General features: G+C 74.3%; 18 protein-coding genes. 15 read left to right on the forward strand and 3 right to left on the reverse strand.

The features are described 5' to 3' along the window. Positions 1-16: 16 nt before the first annotated feature. Both GA0070214_RS29995 and GA0070214_RS30000 read left to right on the forward strand, forming a co-directional pair. Complete coding sequence (locus GA0070214_RS29995) at positions 17-481, forward strand: phage holin family protein (protein ID WP_091269891.1); 465 nt, start codon at positions 17-19, stop codon at positions 479-481. Next, positions 478-1128 (forward strand): DUF3618 domain-containing protein, encoded by a 651-nt coding sequence (locus tag GA0070214_RS30000; protein ID WP_091269892.1) that lies wholly within the window; start codon positions 478-480, stop codon positions 1126-1128. The genes GA0070214_RS29995 and GA0070214_RS30000 overlap by 4 nt, the downstream gene beginning before the upstream one ends. A gap of 88 nt (positions 1129-1216) precedes the next feature. On the opposite strand, the gene GA0070214_RS30005 is transcribed toward GA0070214_RS30000, so the two are convergent. Further along, positions 1217-2335 carry a glycosyltransferase family 2 protein gene (locus GA0070214_RS30005; protein ID WP_244167915.1) on the reverse strand — a complete coding sequence of 373 codons (1119 nt, stop codon included), beginning with the start codon at positions 2333-2335 and terminating at the stop codon, positions 1217-1219. 139 nt (positions 2336-2474) lie between these two features. On the opposite strand from GA0070214_RS30005, the gene GA0070214_RS30010 reads away from it, so the two are divergent. The 5 genes from GA0070214_RS30010 to GA0070214_RS30030 all read left to right on the forward strand — a co-directional run bounded on the left by GA0070214_RS30010 (position 2475) and on the right by GA0070214_RS30030 (position 7797). After that, the gene (locus GA0070214_RS30010) at positions 2475-3116 is read left to right on the forward strand and encodes an SRPBCC family protein (protein WP_091269893.1); all 642 of its coding nucleotides are present in this window, start codon (positions 2475-2477) and stop codon (positions 3114-3116) included. Next, positions 3113-4291, forward strand: coding sequence for a zinc-dependent alcohol dehydrogenase (locus GA0070214_RS30015; RefSeq protein WP_091269894.1), 1179 nt, complete (start codon positions 3113-3115; stop codon positions 4289-4291). Before GA0070214_RS30010 ends, GA0070214_RS30015 begins: the two co-directional genes overlap by 4 nt. Before the next feature lie 63 nt (positions 4292-4354). Next, positions 4355-4885 carry an HPP family protein gene (locus GA0070214_RS30020; RefSeq protein ID WP_091269895.1) on the forward strand — a complete coding sequence of 177 codons (531 nt, stop codon included), beginning with the start codon at positions 4355-4357 and terminating at the stop codon, positions 4883-4885. Between the two features lie 6 nt (positions 4886-4891). Continuing rightward, a complete protein-coding gene (locus GA0070214_RS30025) occupies positions 4892-7336 on the forward strand; it encodes a molybdopterin oxidoreductase family protein (RefSeq protein ID WP_244167916.1) in 2445 nt (814 codons plus the stop codon). A gap of 2 nt (positions 7337-7338) precedes the next feature. After that, complete coding sequence (locus GA0070214_RS30030) at positions 7339-7797, forward strand: hypothetical protein (protein ID WP_091269897.1); 459 nt, start codon at positions 7339-7341, stop codon at positions 7795-7797. A 10-nt stretch (positions 7798-7807) separates the two neighbouring features. On the opposite strand, the gene GA0070214_RS30035 is transcribed toward GA0070214_RS30030, so the two are convergent. Continuing rightward, entirely contained in the window at positions 7808-9055 is a 1248-nt protein-coding gene (locus GA0070214_RS30035; RefSeq protein ID WP_091269898.1) for a cytochrome P450, read from the reverse strand. Positions 9056-9291: 236 nt separating this feature from the next. Here GA0070214_RS30035 and GA0070214_RS30040 point away from each other — a divergent pair, with 236 nt between their 5' ends. Beyond that, on the forward strand, positions 9292-9681 hold the full coding sequence (locus GA0070214_RS30040; RefSeq protein ID WP_091269899.1) for a hypothetical protein: 390 nt from the start codon (positions 9292-9294) through the stop codon (positions 9679-9681). A gap of 10 nt (positions 9682-9691) precedes the next feature. Here the strand turns inward: GA0070214_RS30040 and GA0070214_RS30045 are convergent, their stop codons facing one another. Next, positions 9692-9910 carry a DUF397 domain-containing protein gene (locus tag GA0070214_RS30045; protein ID WP_091269900.1) on the reverse strand — a complete coding sequence of 73 codons (219 nt, stop codon included), beginning with the start codon at positions 9908-9910 and terminating at the stop codon, positions 9692-9694. A 66-nt stretch (positions 9911-9976) separates the two neighbouring features. Between GA0070214_RS30045 and pepN the strand changes: the two genes are divergently transcribed. The 7 genes from pepN (at position 9977) to GA0070214_RS30085 (ending at position 16796) form a co-directional block, all read left to right on the forward strand. Further along, the gene (gene pepN, locus GA0070214_RS30050) at positions 9977-12493 is read left to right on the forward strand and encodes an aminopeptidase N (protein WP_091269901.1); all 2517 of its coding nucleotides are present in this window, start codon (positions 9977-9979) and stop codon (positions 12491-12493) included. A gap of 118 nt (positions 12494-12611) precedes the next feature. Further along, the gene (gene nadD, locus GA0070214_RS30055; protein ID WP_091269902.1) at positions 12612-13208 is read left to right on the forward strand and encodes a nicotinate-nucleotide adenylyltransferase; all 597 of its coding nucleotides are present in this window, start codon (positions 12612-12614) and stop codon (positions 13206-13208) included. Positions 13209-13317: 109 nt separating this feature from the next. Beyond that, positions 13318-13722, forward strand: coding sequence for a ribosome silencing factor (gene rsfS / locus GA0070214_RS30060; RefSeq protein WP_030503099.1), 405 nt, complete (start codon positions 13318-13320; stop codon positions 13720-13722). Then, positions 13719-14348 carry a histidine phosphatase family protein gene (locus GA0070214_RS30065; RefSeq protein WP_091269903.1) on the forward strand — a complete coding sequence of 210 codons (630 nt, stop codon included), beginning with the start codon at positions 13719-13721 and terminating at the stop codon, positions 14346-14348. The genes rsfS and GA0070214_RS30065 overlap by 4 nt, the downstream gene beginning before the upstream one ends. Positions 14349-14396: 48 nt before the next feature. After that, positions 14397-15248, forward strand: coding sequence for a DegV family protein (locus GA0070214_RS30070; protein WP_091269904.1), 852 nt, complete (start codon positions 14397-14399; stop codon positions 15246-15248). A gap of 142 nt (positions 15249-15390) precedes the next feature. Further along, positions 15391-16167 carry an SDR family NAD(P)-dependent oxidoreductase gene (locus GA0070214_RS30075; RefSeq protein ID WP_091269905.1) on the forward strand — a complete coding sequence of 259 codons (777 nt, stop codon included), beginning with the start codon at positions 15391-15393 and terminating at the stop codon, positions 16165-16167. A 416-nt stretch (positions 16168-16583) separates the two neighbouring features. Next, the gene (locus GA0070214_RS30085; protein ID WP_091269907.1) at positions 16584-16796 is read left to right on the forward strand and encodes a hypothetical protein; all 213 of its coding nucleotides are present in this window, start codon (positions 16584-16586) and stop codon (positions 16794-16796) included. Positions 16797-16923: the final 127 nt, after the last annotated feature.

The raw sequence follows: 16923 nt of genomic DNA on the forward strand, positions 1-16923 counted from the left end.
GAAGGGAGGCGACGGCATGAGCATGCCGACGCAGGGGTCCGGGCTGGACTCCGGCTACACCGCGCCGGGCGCGCCGCACACCGCGGACGAGGTCCGGGGCAACTCCATCGGCGAGCTGATGCGCCAGGTGACCACGGACCTCTCCACGCTGATGCGCCAGGAGGTCGAGCTGGCCAAGGCCGAGATCCGGCAGGAGGGGAAGAAGGCGGGCAAGGCCGCCGGCCTCTTCGGCGGCGCCGGCTTCGGCGGCTACATGGTGGCGCTCTTCGTCTCCATCGCGATCTGGCAGTTCCTCGACAACGTGATGGATTCGGGTCTGGCCGCGCTGATCGTGGCCGTGATCTGGGCCGTCGTCGCCGCGGTCCTCTACTCGATGGGCAAGAAGAACGCCGAGCGGATCCGCGGCCTCAAGCAGACCAACGACAGCGTGCAGCGCATCCCCGACGCGCTCAAGCCGCACCCGGAGGGAGTCAACCGATGAGCACCGATCCCGACCAGATCCGCCGGGAGATCGAAGCCACTCGCAGCAACCTGAGCTCGGACGTGGACGCCCTGGCGTACAAGGTCAGCCCGAGCCGCATCGTCGACGACCGCAAGCAGCGTGTGCGCAGCGCGCTGACGAATGTGAAGGACAAGGTGATGGGAACCGCATCGGACCTCGGCCACAGCACCGGCCACGCCGCCCACTCGGTGGGTGACCACGCCTCCTCGGCGGCGTCCACCGTCGGCGACAAGGCGCACGCCGCCGCCTCCACCGTCGGCGACGCCGCCCACCGGGCGCCGCAGGTGCTGCGGGAGAAGTCCGAGGGCAACCCGATCGCGGCCGGCGTGATCGCCTTCGGCGTCGGCATGCTGGTCTCCTCGCTGATCCCGGCCACCCGCCGCGAGCAGCAGGTCGCCGCCCAGGTCAAGGAGAAGGCGGCCGAGCACGGCGGCGTGGTGAAGGAGAAGCTCACCGAGGTCGCCGGCGAGCTGAAGGAGGAGCTGCGCGAGCCCGCGCAGCACGCCGCCGAGTCGGTGAAGGCCACCGCCCAGGACGCCGTGCACGCGGTCAAGGACGACACCAGGTCCGCCGCGCAGGACGTCAAGGACACCGCGCAGCAGTCCCGCGACCAGGCGCGGTACTGACCGCCGACATCCGTACGCCGCAGCTCGCGGTCACTCCCGGCAGCACGCCGGGGAGTGGCCGCGAGCTGTCGCGTGCGGGGTCACCGGCTCAGCGCGGCAGCCGGTCCGCCCGGACCGGTGCCGGCGCGGCGCCGGTCTCCACCCAGAGCACCAGGTCGTCGGGCCGCCGCTCGGCGAGCCGCCGGCGCAGGGCCCGGGTCGTGTGCGCGGCCTGACCGGCAGCCCCGGCGGGCGCGCCGCCGCGCAGCCGCCGGCCCACGGCGAGCCAGGCGCCGACCCCGCGTTCCAGCAGCCAGAGCGGCGCCGCGAGCGTGGTGTGCGCCGGGAAGACCCGGGCGCCGCCGGCCCGTCGCCGGCCCAGCTCCGCCACGGCCACCGTCGCCGCACCGGCGCGCAGCAGCAGACCCGGCCGACGGGTGGCGAGCGCGGCCGCTGCGGCCGGCAGCACCGCCAGCGCGGCCAGCAGCCACCCCGGCCGGGCCGGCTCGTCGTACGCCGGCCGGGCCGGCCGCCCCGCGGTCGGCGGTTGCCGGCGCACGTACAGCCAGGCGGGGGCCGCCGTGGCACCGCCGTACGCGCGGACCGTCCGGACCAGCTCCAGGCTCCCGGCGAGCACGTCCGGGTCGTAGCCGCCCATGGCCAGGAAGGTGCTCCGGCGCACCGCGAGGGTGCCCGGCGCGTCCCCACCGAGCGCCCGGCGCAGCAGCGTCCCGCCGGTGTCCCGCCAGGCGTGCCAGGGCAGCGGGTCGGCGTGGTGCTGCGGCCGGACCAGGTCCACCCGGTCGAGCAGCCCGTGCACGGCGCGCAGCCCTGCGAGGTCGTAGCGGACGTCGTCGTCGGCGATCACCACGTGCTCGTGGGGAGCCAGGGCGACGCCGGTCAGCACGCCGAGCGCCGTCGGATTGCGCCCGCGCAGCGCCGGATCGGGCGGGACGTGCCGCACCAGCCCCCGCCACGCGGCCGCGTGCCGGGCGAACCGCTCCGGGGGTGACCCGTCCACGACGATCACGTCCACCCACCGGCTCAGCTCGCGAAGGTACCCGGTCAGCCCGCTGCCGCCGGTGTCGGCGTCCGCGCGCAGCGGCAGGACGTACGCCAGCGGTAGCCGGCCCGGCGCGGACGCCGTGCCGGGGTCGAGGCGGGCGAGCGCCCGGGGGTAACCGCCGGCCGGACGGTGCCGGCCGGACTCGCTGGTGTCGAAGGCCACGGCGCGCCCCTCTCGGTCTGGCGGGACGGCAGCGTGCCCGAAATTTCGGTGATCAAACCGCTTCGCCGTTTCGACGCCTCCGGGCCGGGTAGCGCACCGGGATGCGGGCGGTCCGAGGCGCCCCGGCGGAGGAGACGTGATGAGCAGCAGCAACGCGACGAGGTGGGCGCTGGCCGGCGCCGCCACGGTGACCGTGCTCGGGGTCGGCCGGGTGCTGGCGCGGCGACGGCGCCGGCACCAACCCGACCGGGTGGACGGCTGGTACGTCGTCCACCGGGGAATCACCGTGGACCGGCCGGTGGACGCGGTGATCGGCTTCTGGACCGACCGGGAACGGCTGGACCGGGGCCTCGCCGAGTGGGCGACCCTGGAGCAGCTCGGCGACAACCGGTGGCGCTGCGTGGCGAGCGACCCGGCCGGCGGCGGCACCGAATGGCGGGCCGAGATCACCGTCGACGGCCCGGGCCGGCTGAGCTGGCGGGTCACCGACGGGCCGGTGGCCCAGCAGGGACGGGTCGAGCTGGCGCCCGCCCCGCAGGACCGGGGCACCGAGATCCGCGCCGAGCTGCGCTGGCGGTCCGGCCCGGTGCGCCGGGCGCTCGGCCTGGCCGGCGGGGGTGACCCGGACATCGCGCTGCGCAGCGGCCTGCGCCGGATCAAGTCCCTCATCGAGACCGGCCAGGTGCTGGACACCCGGCACGACCCGTCGGGGCGGAGCCCGAAGCAGGAGCAGGCGACCGACCGGGTCCGGGAAAAGCTGATGGCGGGAGGCCGGCCGTGAGGGCGCTGTGCTGGGAGGGCGTCGGCAGGCTGGCCGTCCGCGACGTGCCGGAGCCGACCATCCGGTCGGGTGGCGACATCATCGTCAGGGTGCGGGCCAGCAGCGTGTGCGGCTCCGACCTGCACCTCATCAACGGGTACCTGCCGGCGATGCGGGAGGGGGACATCCTCGGCCACGAGTTCATGGGCGAGGTGGTGGAGACCGGCCCCGACGTGCAGCGGATCAAGGTCGGCGACCGGGTGGTGGTCGGCTCCGTGGTGGCCTGCGGCGGCTGCTGGTACTGCCGCACCGAGCAGTACTCGCTGTGCGACAACTCCAACCCGCAGCCGGTCTTCACCGAGAAGCTCTGGGGGCACTCGCCCGCCGGGATCCTCGGCTACTCGCACGCGGCCGGCGGCTACTCGGGCAGCCACGCGGAGTACATCCGGGTGCCGTTCGGCGACGTCGGCGCTTTCACCGTGCCGGCCGGGGTGCCGGACGACTCGGTGGTGTTCGCCTCCGACGCCATGCCGACCGGCTGGATGGCCGCCGACTTCTGCGGCCTCAAGGGCGGCGAGGTGGTGGCCGTGTGGGGCGCCGGCGGGGTGGGCCAGATGGCCGCCCGGTCCGCGCAGATCCTCGGCGCCGAGCGGGTCATCGTCATCGACCGGCTGCCGGAACGGCTGGCCACCGCCGCGCAGCGGCTCGGCGTCGAGACGATCAACTACGCGGAGACCGACGTGCTGGAGGCGCTGCGCGAGCTGACCGCCGGGCGCGGGCCGGACGCCTGCATCGAGGCGGTCGGCATGGAGTCGCACGACGTGGGGCCGACCTACACGTACGACAGGGCCAAGCAGACGGCCCGGCTCCAGACCGACCGGCCCACCTCGGTCCGGCAGGCGATCATGGCGTGCCGCAAGGGCGGCACCGTGAGCATCGTCGGGGTGTACGGCGGCCTGGTGGACAAGTTCCCGCTCGGCGCGGCCATGAACAAGGCGCTCGTGCTGCGGATGGGGCAGATGCACGCCCAGCGCTACATCCCGATGCTGCTGGACCGGATCGCCATCGGCGAGATCGACCCCGGCTACCTGGCCACCCATCCGATGTCGCTGGAGCAGGGTGCCCGGGGCTACGAGATCTTCCAGAAGAAGGAGGAGGGCTGCCTGCGCACCGTGCTGCACCCGCAGGCGGCCTGACCGGGCGGCGATCACCGGGACGTGCGTCGATTCGAAATTCCACGGCGGGGTACAGCACGACACATGCCCCCCGAGATCGATGAGACGCCGTCCCGGCCCGCCGTGCGGGCCCTCGCCGGCAGCGCGGTCGCCGTGGTGGTGGCCGGCGCGATCGCCCTGCTGACCCGGCAGCCGTGGCTGTTCCCCAGCCTCGGGCCGGCGATCATGCTGCACGTCGAGCAGCCCGGCAGGCCGGAGTCCTCGCCCCGCAACACCGTCCTCGGGCACCTCGTGGCGCTGCTGGCCGGGTACGCGTTCCTGGTGCTCACCGGGCTGGCCCACCGGCCGTCGGCGCTCCAGGAGGGAATGTCCGGGGTGCGGATCGTGGCCGCGGCCGGCTCGCTCGCGGTCACCGCCGCGGTGCTGGTGCTGCTGAAGGCCGCGCATCCGCCGGCCGGCGCTACCACACTGATCGTGAGTCTCGGGCTGCTGCACACCCCGGTCCAGCTCGTCGTGGCGTTCGCCGCCGTGCTGCTGGTGACCGCGGTGGACCTGCTGTTCAACCGGGCGACCGGCCGGCCGATGCCGCTGTGGGCGGCGCCGAAGGAGGGATGAGCGGTGGTGGACCGGATCGCGGACCCCTGGGGCCCGCGCACGCCGTACGGGCCGGGTGAGCGCTGGCCGGTGCGGGTGGACACCTTCCTGGCCGACGGGCACACCGAGGCCGACGTGCAGCGCTGGGTGCCCAGCGCCTCGATCCTGCACTCCAACGGCGACGCCATGGACATCGCGGTGGCCGACGACCGGATCGTCGGTGTCCGGGGCCGCGCCGGGGACCGGATCAACCACGGCCGGGTCGACCCGAAGGACCTCTACGGCTGGCAGGCCAACCACAGCCCGGACCGGCTGCGCCGGCCGCTGGTCCGTGAGGGGGACCGCCTGGTCGAGACCGACTGGGACACCGCCATGGGCCGGATCGTGGCCCGGTCGAAGGAGCTGCTGGACGGCCCGGGCGGCTGGGGGCACTTCGGCTTCTACACCAGCGGCCAGCTCTTCCTGGAGGAGTACTACACGCTCGGGGTGATCGGGAAGGCCGGGATCGGCACCCCGCACATGGACGGCAACACACGGCTCTGCACCGCCACCGCCGCCGCCGCGCTCAAGGCGTCCTTCGGCACCGACGGGCAGCCCGGGTCGTACACCGATGTGGACCACTGCGACGCCATCGCGCTGTGGGGGCACAACGTCGCGGAGACCCAGACGGTGCTCTGGATGCGGATGCTGGACCGGCGGCGCGGGCCGAACCCGCCGGCCATGCTCGCGATCGACCCGCGCGCCACCCCGGTGGCCCGGGAGGCCGACGTGCACCTGGCGCTGCGCAACGGCACGAACCAGGCGCTGCTCAACGGCCTGCTCCGCGAGGTGATCCACCGCGGCTGGTACGACGAGGCGTACGTCCGGGAGCACACGCTCGGGTTCGAGGAGCTGTGCCGGGTGGTGGACGACTACCCGGTCGCGAAGGTCGCCGAGATCTGCGACCTGCGGGCCGCGGACATCGAGCGCGCCGCCGAGCTGCTCGGGCGGTCGGAGCGGCTGCTCTCCACCGTCCTCCAGGGCTTCTACCAGTCCAACCAGGCCACCGCGGCCTCCTGCCAGGTGAACAACCTGCACCTGATCCGCGGCATGCTCGGGCGGCCCGGCGCCGGGCTCTACCAGATGAACGGCCAGCCCACGGCGCAGAACAACCGCGAGTGCGGCGCCGACGGAGACCTGCCCGGCCTGCGCAACTGGGCCAACGAGGAGCACATCGCGGAGCTGGCCCGGCTGTGGAACGTCGAGGTCGACAAGATCCCGCACTGGGCGCCGCCGACGCACGCCATGCAGATCTTCCGGTACGCCGAGCAGGGCTCGATCAAGCTGCTGTGGATCTCGGCCACCAACCCGGCGGTCTCCCTGCCCGACCTGGCCCGGATCCGCCGGATCCTGGCGAACCCGGAGCTGTTCGTGGTGGTGCAGGACCTCTTCCTGACCGAGACCGCCGAGCTGGCCGACGTGGTGCTGCCGGCCGCCACCTGGGGCGAGAAGACCGGCACGTTCACCAGCGTCGACCGGACCGTGCACATCTCCGACAAGGCCGTCGAGCCACCCGGCGAGGCCCGACCCGACCTGGACATCTTCCTCGACTACGCGCGCCGGATGGACTTCCGCGACTCCGACGGCGGCCCGCTGATCACCTGGACCGGGCCGGAGGAGGTCTTCGAGGCCTGGAAGGAGTGCTCCCGCGGCCGGCCCTGCGACTACACCGCGATCACCTACGACAGGCTACGCACCGGCGGCATCCAGTGGCCCTGCACCGACGAGCACCCGGACGGCACCGAGCGGCTCTACACCGACGGGGTGTTCAACACCGACCCGGACTACTGCGAGTCGTACGGCCACGACCTGGCCACCGGTGCCGAGCTGCTGCCCGGGGAGTACCGGGCCAAGCAGCCCGGCGGGCGGGCGTTCCTGCACGCCGCGCCCTACCAGCCGTCGCCCGAGGTGCCGAGCGGCGAGTTCCCGCTGCTGCTCACCACCGGGCGGACCGTCTACCAGTTCCACACCCGGACCAAGACCGGCCGCGCCAGCCAGCTCGTGCACGCCGCCCCGGAGTCGTGGGTGGAGGTCAACCCGGCCGACGCCGACCGGCTCGGCGTCGCCGAGGGGGACCTGCTCCGGATCGAGTCGCCGCGCGGCGTCGTCCGCGCCCGGGCCCGCGTCTGCGGGGTACGCCCCGGCGTGGTCTTCCTGCCCTTCCACTACGGCTACTGGGACGCGGCCGACGGTGCCGCCCCGGGCGATGGGCGGCACGACCGGGCGGCCAACGAGCTGACCATCACCGCCTGGGACCCGGTCTCCAAACAGCCCATCTTCAAGGTGGCGGCCGTGCGGCTGGTGAAGGAGGCCGACTCGGGCGGCCGGCCCTCACCCGCCCCCACGGTGGGCGGCTCCGCCCCGCCGGAGGGCTCCGGAATCCCGGCCACGGTCGGCGGGCCGGCCGCCGAGGCGCCGTCGAGGGGGGAGTGACCATGCACCTCGCGCACTATCTCGGCCTGCTGCACAAGGCCCAGGAACGGCTCGGCGACGCCTACACCGAGGTGGGGAAGGCGCACGGGGAGGAGCCGGACGTCTTCCACACCTGCGAGAAGCTGGCCACCCAGTGCCGCGCACACGCGGAGAGGCTGGCCCCCTTCGCCCGCCGGTACGCCGAGGAGGCCCCCGGCGAGCCGGACCGGCTGCACTCCGAGCTGTTCGCCGGCACGCGTACCGGGCCGATCGGGCTGCTCCGCGACCTCCAGGACCTCTACCTCATGGCCGCCGAGTGCGACATCTGCTGGACGGTGGTCGGGCAGGCCGCGTACGGGGCGCGGGACGAGGACCTGCTCGGCGTGGTCAAGGCGTGCGAGCAGGAGACGTCGATGCAGCTCAAGTGGCTGCGCACCCGGATGAAGCAGGCCGCCCCGCAGGCGCTCGTGGTGGCGTCGTGACGGTGGTCGTTCAGGCGGTCCGGCGTACCCCGTCGAGGACCAGGCCGCTGGGCGGCAGGGCGGGCATCCGGCCGAGGTCCAGGGCCAGGTCCTGCGGCGGCACCCGGTAGCTCATCGACCCGGTGAGGTTGGCGACCGCCCGCTTCATCAGCTCGATCGTGATCCACTCGCCCGCGCAGCGGTGGCCGGTGAAGTGGTCGCCGCCGCCCTGCGGGACCAGCCCGAACGGGTCGCCCCGCCAGCCGTCGAACCGCTCCGGCCGGAACCGCTCCGGCTCCGGCCAGAGCTGCGGGTGGTGGTTGGTGCCGTACAGGTCGAGCAGCACCCGCCGGCCCTGCGGGAACGCGTGCCCCTGCCACTCGAACGGGCGCCGGACCCGGGCCGCGGCGACCGGGAAGAACGGGTAGTAGCGCCGTACCTCCTGCACGAAGCTCATCGCCGCCGTGTCGTCGTCGCGGACCCGCTCGCACCACTGCGGGTGGTCGTGCAGCGCCAGCGCCGCGAAGACCACGAAGCGGTCCACCGCGACGGTCGGGCGGAGCACGTTGAGCAGTTCCACCGCGGCGATCCGGCGGGGCAGCAGCATGCCCTGCTCGTCCCGGTACCCGGCGACGACCCGCAGCGCGCTGCCCTCCGGCGCCGGCAGCGCGCCGGACCGCACCCGCTCGATCACCTCGCCGGCCCACCGTTCGGCGCGGCGGCGGCCGAGCCGGCCCCGCCAGTGCCCCGGACCCACCGCGGCCGGTCCCTCGATCATCGCGTGCATCTCGGCGGTCCGGCGCGGCACGTCGGCGTCGGCCAGCGGCACGCCGGCCCAGGCCCAGACCGCCCGGGTCAGCATCCGGCCCACCTCGTCGTAGAGCACCACCGGCCCGGACTCCGCCCACGCCGGGATCCGCGCCCGCCACTCGTCGTCGAAGAGCTGGCCGAGGTGGCGGACCGCCGCCGGCGTCATGATCGACATGAACATCGCCTTGCGGCTGCGGTGTTCGGCGCCGTCGAGGCCCTGGACGCCGCCCACCCCGGTCAGCGTGCGCTGCGCGCGCATCGGCATGGCGCCGCGCCGGACGAAGCGTTCGGTGTCGTAGAACAGCTCCGCCGCCGGGCGGCCCCGCAGGCAGATCGTCGGTTCCAGCAGCAGCCGGGTCTGGAAGATGTCGGTGCCCAGGCGGTCGCACCGCGCGCCGACGAACCGGTAGCCCTCGCGGAGGAACGCCAGGGTGCTCTCCGGGCTGCGGTCGCTCGGGATGGTGCTCATGGGCTGCTCCTGACGCGGCTCGGCGAACCCTGCGCGGTCGCTGCGCTACCTACCCGGGCCGGCGGCGGCGAATCCTCACCCCGGCGACCGGGGGAGGGGGCCAGCGCCGAGCGCGCGAGCTGGCCCCTCCCAGGGCGCGGAAAAGCTGGTTCGCTTCGGGACGGGGCCGGCGCCGGCCGGCCCCGCACCCGCCGGCGCGAGGTCCGGCGGGCGGCCATCGGCGACGGGGAGGACGCATGCGGGACAACAGGGCGGCGCACTGGCGGCACCGGCGGGCGGTGACCGGGCTGCGGCGGGGCGACCGGGGGGAGCCGCTCGTCGGGCCGCCCCGGCGTGCGGCGGCCCGGCCACCCCGGCACTTCACCGTGCACCTCGGCTTCGAGGCGGCCGACCCGGCCACCGCACGGGAGCTCGCGGTCGCGTACGCCGAGGCGCTCGGCCTGCTCCGCCCGGAGGTGGCGCTCGGCGCGGCGGCGCTCTCCCCGGCCGACGCCTGGCACCGCGCGGAGCGGCTGTTCTGCGGGGCGGTCGGCCCCGACGGCGAGCGCTGCGCGGACGTGGCCGGCCACCCCGGCTTCCACCACGCGCCCGGCCCGGGCGGGCTCGGCTGGGGCGACGGTGACTGAGCGGGCGGGCTCAGTCCAGGTCGAACTCGCCGTCCTGGGCGCCCGCCACGAAGGCGTCCCACTCGTCCTGGGTGAAGACGAGCACCGGCCCGTCCGGCTCGGCCGAGTTGCGCATCCCGATCAGGTCGCCGACGAAGGCCACCTCGACCGCACTGTCCGACGTGTCGCCCTCGGCCCGCTGCCAGACCGCGCGAGACAGGTCGAAATCGCCCTTGGGGTGCTGACCCATCGTTGTTCCTCCATCGCCATGCGCATCGGGGGAGCCCGCTCGGGCCCCATCGGGCAGGATAAGCGGATGCCGAGCCTGACCCGTGTAGAGGCGACCGCGCGTGGCGCGTCGATCACCGTCGAGTCCTACCAGGTGGACCTCGACCTGACCGGCGACGCCGAGCGGTTCCGCTCCACCGTCACCATCCGGTTCCGGGCCAACCCCGGCGCCGAGACCTTCGCCGAGGTCAAGCCCCTTCGACTGCTCGGGGTACGCCTCAACGACCAGGACCTGGACCCGGCCCTGCTCGACGACAACCGGCTGCCGCTGACCGGGCTCGCCGCCACCAACACGCTGACCGTCAGCGCCGAGATGGCCTACTCGAACACCGGCGAGGGCATGCACCGCTTCGTCGACCCGGCCGACGGCGAGACCTACCTCTACGCCATGTCCTTTCTGGACGACGTGCAGCGCATCTTCGCCGCGTTCGACCAGCCGGACCTCAAGGCGCCGGTGACGCTCGCGGTGACCGCTCCGCCGGAGTGGACGGTGGCCGCCAACGGCCAGGTCGCCGACCGGCCGGCGCCGGGGCGCTGGGAGTTCGCACCCACCGCGCCGCTGGCGACGTACGTCGTCACGCTGATCGCCGGCCCCTGGCACGTCCGGCAGGACGAGCACGACGGCATCCCGCTCGCCGTCTACTGCCGCAGGTCGCTCGCCGCGCACCTGGACGCCGACGCCGACGAGATCTTCACCGTGACCCGGCAGTGCCTCGACCGGTTCCACCAGCTCTTCGCCGAGCGCTACCCGTTCGGCAAGTACGACCAGGCGTTCGTCCCCGAGTTCAACGCCGGTGCCATGGAGAATCCGGGCCTGGTGACCCTGCGCGACGACTACATCTTCCGCTCCGCGGTCACCGACAGCCAGCGGGAGCTGCGGGCCACCACCATCGCGCACGAGATGGCGCACATGTGGTTCGGCGACCTGGTCACCATGCGCTGGTGGGACGACCTGTGGCTCAACGAGTCCTTCGCGGAATACCTGGGCACCCGGGTCACGGCCGAGGCCACCCGCTTCACCCAGGCGTGGACCACCTTCGCCATGCGTCGCAAGGCCTGGGGCTACGCGGCCGACCAGCGCCCCTCGACCCACCCGGTGGCGCCGGAGGAGGTGGCCGATGCCGCCCAGGCGCTGCTCAACTTCGACGGCATCTCCTACGCCAAGGGCGCCAGCGTGCTGCGCCAGCTGGTCGCCTGGGTCGGCGACGAGCCGTTCCTGGCCGGCCTGAACGCGCACTTCGCCAAGCATCGGTTCGGCAACGCCACCCTCGCCGACCTGCTGGAGAGCCTGAGCGCCGCGAGCGAGCGGGACCTGGCCGACTGGGCCGAGCGCTGGCTGCGCCGGCCCCAGGTCAACACGCTGCGCATGGAGACGGCGGTGGACGCCGACGGCCGGTGGACCGGGGCGGCGGTGGTGCAGACCGCGCCGGAGGCCCACCCGGTGCTGCGCCCGCACCGCATCGGCGTGGCCCGGCACGCCACCGACGCCCCGGTGCGCCACTTCGAGGTCGACCTCGACCCGGCCGCCGACGGGGGCCGGACCGTGCTGACCGAGCTGGTCGGGCAGCCGGCCACCGGCCTGCTGCTGCCCAACGCCGGTGACCTCACCTTCGCCAAGATCCGGCTCGACGCCGCCTCGGCGGACGCGGTGCCCATGGTGCTCCCGGGGCTGGCCGACCCGCTGGCCCGGGCGCTGCTGTGGGGCGAGGCGCTGGACGCCGCCACCGACGGCGAGCGGCCGGTGACCTCGGTGGTCGCGCTGATCGCGGCGGCGCTGCCGGCCGAGACCGAGGTGATCATCGCGGAGGACGTGCTCAGCCTCAGCCGCAACCTGGTCGACCGCTACCTGGACCCGCTGGCCCGCGACGCGGCCCTGCTCCGCGTCGCCGGGGCCTGCGCCACCCTGCTGGCCGGCGCCCCGGCCGGCGGCTCCCTGCAACTCGCCGCGGCCCGCGGGCTCATCGGCGCCACCACCGACACCGGGCTGCTCGGCGGGTGGCTGGCCGGCGCGGGCGTGCCGGAGGGTCTGGCGGTCGACGCCGACCTGCGCTGGGCGCTTCTGTACCGGCTCGTGGTGCTGGGTGCGGCCGGCGAGCCCGAGATCGCCGCCGAGGCGGCCACCGACCGCAGCGCCACCGGGGCCGAGCGGGCCGCGAGCTGCCGGGCCGCCCTGCCCGACGCCGACGCCAAGCGGGCCGCGTGGGAGATCGTCATCCACAACACCGAGCTCTCCAACCGGCTCGTGGAGGCGACGGCGGAGGGCTTCTGGCAGCCGGAGCAGGCCGAGCTGACCGCCGGCTACGTCGAGCGGTACTTCGCCGACATGCCGGATGCCGCGCGGCTGCGTACCCCGTGGACGGCCGACCGGGTCGCCGCCCTGGCCTTCCCCCGCTTCGCCGTGGCCCAGACCACCCGGGAGCTGGCCGCGGCGCTGCTGGCCCGCGACGACCTCACGCCGGGGCTGCGCCGGCGGGTCGTCGACCTGGACGACGACCTGCGCCGCGCCCTGGTCGCCCGGACCGCGGTGGCCGTCGCCGGCGCCTGACCTGTGGGACCGGGGGGGGCGGGGGGGGGGGGGGGGGGGGTGACCGCGCCCGGCGCGGCCCGTGGGACGCCCGGCGGCCCGGCCCGACCGCCCGTGGACCCCGGCCTACGATCGCGGGGTGGAGGAAGACATCCGGCGAATCGGGATCATGGGTGGCACGTTCGACCCCATCCACCACGGGCACCTGGTGGCCGCCAGCGAGGTGGCGGACCGGTTCGGCCTGGACGAGGTGGTCTTCGTGCCCACCGGGCAGCCGTGGCAGAAGGCCGACGAACCGGTCAGCTCTGCCGAGGACCGCTACCTCATGACGGTGATCGCCACCGCCTCCAACCCCCGCTTCCAGGTCAGCCGGGTCGACATCGACCGGGGCGGCCCCACCTACACGGTCGACACCCTCCAGGACCTGCACGACGAGTACGGCCCGAAGGTGCAGCTCTTCTTCATCACCGGCGCGGACGCCCTGGACCGCATCCTGTCGTGGAAGGAGGTGGACCGGATGTTCGAGCTGGCCCACTTCATCGGGGTGACGCGGCCCGGCTTCGAACTCTCCGACAAGCACCTGCCCGCCGACACGGTCAGCCTCGTGCAGGTCCCCGCCATGGCCATCTCCTCGACGGACTGCCGCGCGCGGGTGGCCCGGGGCGAGCCGGTCTGGTATCTGGTGCCCGACGGTGTGGTGCAGTACATCGCGAAACGGCGGCTCTATCAGCGGTAATTCCGCCCGGAACGTGGCCTTTGTCCGCGTAATCGACCAGAACTGACAAGTCGCCGCCCCGACGGGTGTGAGAGGCTTGGAGAGTCGCACGGTTGATCGAAGGAGAACGGTGACAGTTTCCGAACGCGCGCACGAGCTGGCGATGGCCGCCGCCCAGGCCGCGGCCGACAAGAAGGCGCAGGACATCGTCATCATCGACGTGGGCGACCAGCTCGCGATCACCGACGCGTTCCTGCTGGCCGCCGCTCCGAACGAGCGTCAGGTGCTCGCCATCGTCGACGCCATCGAGGAGCGCCTGCTCGAGCTGCCCGAGAAGGCCAAGCCGGTCCGCCGCGAGGGCGAGCGCGGTGGCCGCTGGGTGCTGCTCGACTACGTCGACATCGTGGTCCACGTGCAGCACACCGAGGAGCGCGAGTTCTACGCCCTCGACCGGCTCTGGAAGGACTGCCCGCAGATCCCGTTCGTGGACCGGGACCTCGCCGACTCGGCCGCCGGCACCGCCACCGCGGAATGACCCGTCTGATCGTCTGGCGGCACGGCAACACCGACTGGAACGCCGCCGGCCGGGTCCAGGGGCAGACAGACGTCCCGCTCAACGACCTCGGCCGGGAGCAGGCCCGGGCCGCCGCGCCGGTGCTGGCCGCGCTGCGCCCGGACGCCATCGTCGCCAGTGACCTGCGCCGGGCCGCCGACACCGCCGCCGCGCTCGCCGCGCTGACCGGGCTGCCGGTCCGCTCCGACGCCCGGCTGCGCGAGCGGCACTTCGGCCAGTGGCAGGGCCTCGCCCTCACCGAGGCGGCCGAGCGCTTCCCCGACGAGTACGCCCGCTGGCGGGCCGGCGACCCCGACCCCGGCGCGGGCATCGAGAGCCTCCACGACCTGGGCAAGCGGCTCGGCGCCGCGTTCCAGGCGGCGGCGGACCTGGCCACCGGTGGCACCGTGGTGGTGACCACCCACGGCGGCGGCGCCCGCCAGGGCGTCGGACACCTGCTCGGCTGGGACCACATGGTGCTGCGCAGCCTCGGGTCGCTGGCCAACTGCCACTGGACCGAGCTGCGGCACGACGACGTCCGGGGCTGGCACCTGCGGGCGCACAACGTCGGGCTGATCACCCAGCCCGCACTGACCGACGCGGTCTGAGCCGTTCGGCCCCGGCGCGCCGCCGTGACATCGGCTAGCGTGCCGGGCATGCCCGTCGCGGTCGTCACCGACTCCACCGCCTACCTGCCGGCCGAGCTGGTGCGCGCGCACCGGCTCACCGTCATCCCGCTGACCGTCGTGCTCAACGGCGCCGAGGGGCTGGAAGGCGTCGAGACGTCCCCCGAGGACGCCACCCGCGTGCTCAGCGGCCGTCGGGTCACGGTGAGCACGTCGCGGCCCGCCCCGGAACAGTTCGCGCAGGTCTATCGGGAGCTGCTCGCCGCGGGCGCCGACGGGGTCGTCTCGGTGCACCTGTCCGCCGAACTGTCCGGCACCGTCGACGCGGCCCGGCTGGCCGCCGCCGAGGTCGGCGACGACCGGGTCGCCGTGGTCGACAGCCGCTCCACCGGCATGGGCCTGGGCTTCCCGGTGCTCGCGGCCGTCACGGCCGCCGCGCAGGGCGCGGACCTGTCCGGGGTACGCGAGGCGGCGCTCGACGCCGTCGACCGGACCACCATCTTCTTCTACGTCGACACGCTGGAGTTCCTCCGCCGGGGCGGCCGGATCAACGCCGCCGAGGCGCTGCTCGGCACCGCCCTCTCGGTCAAGCCGATCATGCACATGCCGGACGGCGCGATCGTGGTGCGGGACAAGGTGCGCACCGCCAGCCGGGGCGTGGCGCGCCTGGTCGACCTGGCGGTCGAGGCGGCCGGCGACGCTGAGGTCGACCTCGCCGTGCACCACCTCGCCGCCCCGCAGCGCGCCGACCAGTTGCTGGCCACGCTGACCGAGCGGCTGGACGACCGGCTGCACGACACGTACGTCTCCGAGGCGGGAGCGGTGGTCGCCGCGCACGCGGGTCCGGGCCTGGCCTGCGTGGTCGTCCACCGGCGCCCATGACGGTGTTCCCCGCCAGGTTTTTCCGATCTTGGCGAGTTTCCGTTCCTGGCGAACGGCAACTCGCCAAGATCGCCGGCTGCCGCCTGGTCGGTCCCGCCGGCCACGGGGCGACCGCGAGGACGTCGGTGACCCGGGTGGTCGGATGACGGCACGGTCGTACGTGGTCACCGGGGGCGGACGGGGCGTCGGGCGGGCCATTGTCGAACGGTTGACGGCTGACGGTGGCACGGTGGTCGTCATCGAGCGGGACGAGGCGGCGCTAGCCTGGCTGGCCGCTCACCCGGCCGCCGACCGGCTGCTCCCGCTGGCCGGGGACGCCGCCGACGAGGAGGTCACCGCCCGGGCCGCCGACGTCGCCGAGGCGGCCGCCCCGCTGGCGGGCTGGGTCAACAACGCCGCCGTGTTCCGGGACGCCGCCCTGCACCACGCGCCGGCGGGGGAGGTGTTCGACCTGATCGCCGCCAACCTGCGCCCGGCCGTGGTCGGCGCCGGCACCGCCGTACGCCGCTTTCTGGCCGCCGGCACCGGCGGCGCCATCGTCAACGTCTCCTCCCACCAGGCCCGGCGGGCCGTGCCGGGCGCCCTGCCGTACGCCACCGCCAAGGCCGCCGTCGAGGGACTGACCCGGGCCCTCGCGGTGGACTACGGCGGCCGGGGGATCCGCACCAACGCGGTCGCGCTCGGCTCGGTGCACACCGAGCGCCACGCCGCGTTCCTGGCCGGCCTGGATCCCGTGGAGGCGGACCGGGTCGAGGCGGAGCTGGCCCGGCTGCACCCGGTGGGCCGGATCGGGCGTACCGGGGAGGTCGCCGACGTGGTCGCCTTCCTGCTGTCGGCCGCAGCGTCCTTCGTCAACGGCGTGACCCTGCCCGTCGACGGGGGCCGTGCGGCGCTCGGCCTCGACCCGGAGGCCGGCTGAGCACTGCTTCCCTGCTTCGCCAGCGGCCGGTGACAGCCGCGACTGCCGACGTCACCGCCGAGTCGCCTGGGTGAGCCGTTCAGTGCACGTCGGGTCCGTTGTCGCCCGGGCGGCGCGCTCTGATCCGGTCCCGAGCCCACCGCAGGGATCCGCACGTGTCGGCCTTCCCCTGGCACCGGTCGCAGTGGCCGAGGATCCAGTGCCGCCGGATGATCCGCTTCGCCAGCTCGGGGACCCACTCGGATCGGGGCGCTTCCCGCTCGATCATGACCACCTCCAGGAGCAGGCAGATCCGGCCACCGATCCCCGATCAGGTAGCCGGACCGCGACTGCCCCAACAGCCTCCCTTGTAACGTGCACACTGTCAATGTTGGAAGTGGCAACGTGTGAAGGTTGCACGTACATACGGTCAGGCCGTGCGACTCGTTGCCCTCTCCGACATCGCGGACATGCTCGGTGGCGTGTCGCGCACCAGGGCTACCGAGATCACGAACCGGGCCACCTTCCCGCCGCCGCTCGACACGGTGGCAAGCGGCAAGGTGCGCGTCTGGGACCGCGCGGCGGTGGAAGCGTGGATCAGGAAGTACCGGCCGCACCAGCCGCGCGGCGCGGATCAGGACGAGAGCTGAACCCTCCGGCGCCCACCGGGTTGCCCGGTCGGCGCTAGCACAGCCGGGGGATGATCGCGGGTTCGTCCACAGGGCGGCTCGTCGTCCACAGGCAGGCTCGGCGGTCCGGCCTGGCTGCCCTGGTCCG

The organism is Micromonospora chaiyaphumensis, from assembly GCF_900091435.1.
Taxonomy (GTDB): Bacteria; Actinomycetota; Actinomycetes; order Mycobacteriales; family Micromonosporaceae; genus Micromonospora; species Micromonospora chaiyaphumensis.

Excerpts from the sequence above, each read along its gene's own strand:
- GA0070214_RS29995 (WP_091269891.1), top strand. The coding sequence starts at position 17 with ATGAGCATGCCGACGCAGGGGTCCGGGCTGGACTCCGGCTACACCGCG.
- GA0070214_RS30000 (WP_091269892.1), top strand. The coding sequence starts at position 478 with ATGAGCACCGATCCCGACCAGATCCGCCGGGAGATCGAAGCCACTCGC.
- GA0070214_RS30010 (WP_091269893.1), top strand. The coding sequence starts at position 2,475 with ATGAGCAGCAGCAACGCGACGAGGTGGGCGCTGGCCGGCGCCGCCACG.
- GA0070214_RS30020 (WP_091269895.1), top strand. The coding sequence starts at position 4,355 with ATGCCCCCCGAGATCGATGAGACGCCGTCCCGGCCCGCCGTGCGGGCC.
- GA0070214_RS30030 (WP_091269897.1), top strand. The coding sequence starts at position 7,339 with ATGCACCTCGCGCACTATCTCGGCCTGCTGCACAAGGCCCAGGAACGG.
- GA0070214_RS30035 (WP_091269898.1), bottom strand. The coding sequence starts at position 9,055 with ATGAGCACCATCCCGAGCGACCGCAGCCCGGAGAGCACCCTGGCGTTC.
- GA0070214_RS30040 (WP_091269899.1), top strand. The coding sequence starts at position 9,292 with ATGCGGGACAACAGGGCGGCGCACTGGCGGCACCGGCGGGCGGTGACC.
- GA0070214_RS30045 (WP_091269900.1), bottom strand. The coding sequence starts at position 9,910 with ATGGGTCAGCACCCCAAGGGCGATTTCGACCTGTCTCGCGCGGTCTGG.
- pepN (WP_091269901.1), top strand. The coding sequence starts at position 9,977 with ATGCCGAGCCTGACCCGTGTAGAGGCGACCGCGCGTGGCGCGTCGATC.
- GA0070214_RS30065 (WP_091269903.1), top strand. The coding sequence starts at position 13,719 with ATGACCCGTCTGATCGTCTGGCGGCACGGCAACACCGACTGGAACGCC.
- GA0070214_RS30070 (WP_091269904.1), top strand. The coding sequence starts at position 14,397 with ATGCCCGTCGCGGTCGTCACCGACTCCACCGCCTACCTGCCGGCCGAG.
- GA0070214_RS30075 (WP_091269905.1), top strand. The coding sequence starts at position 15,391 with ATGACGGCACGGTCGTACGTGGTCACCGGGGGCGGACGGGGCGTCGGG.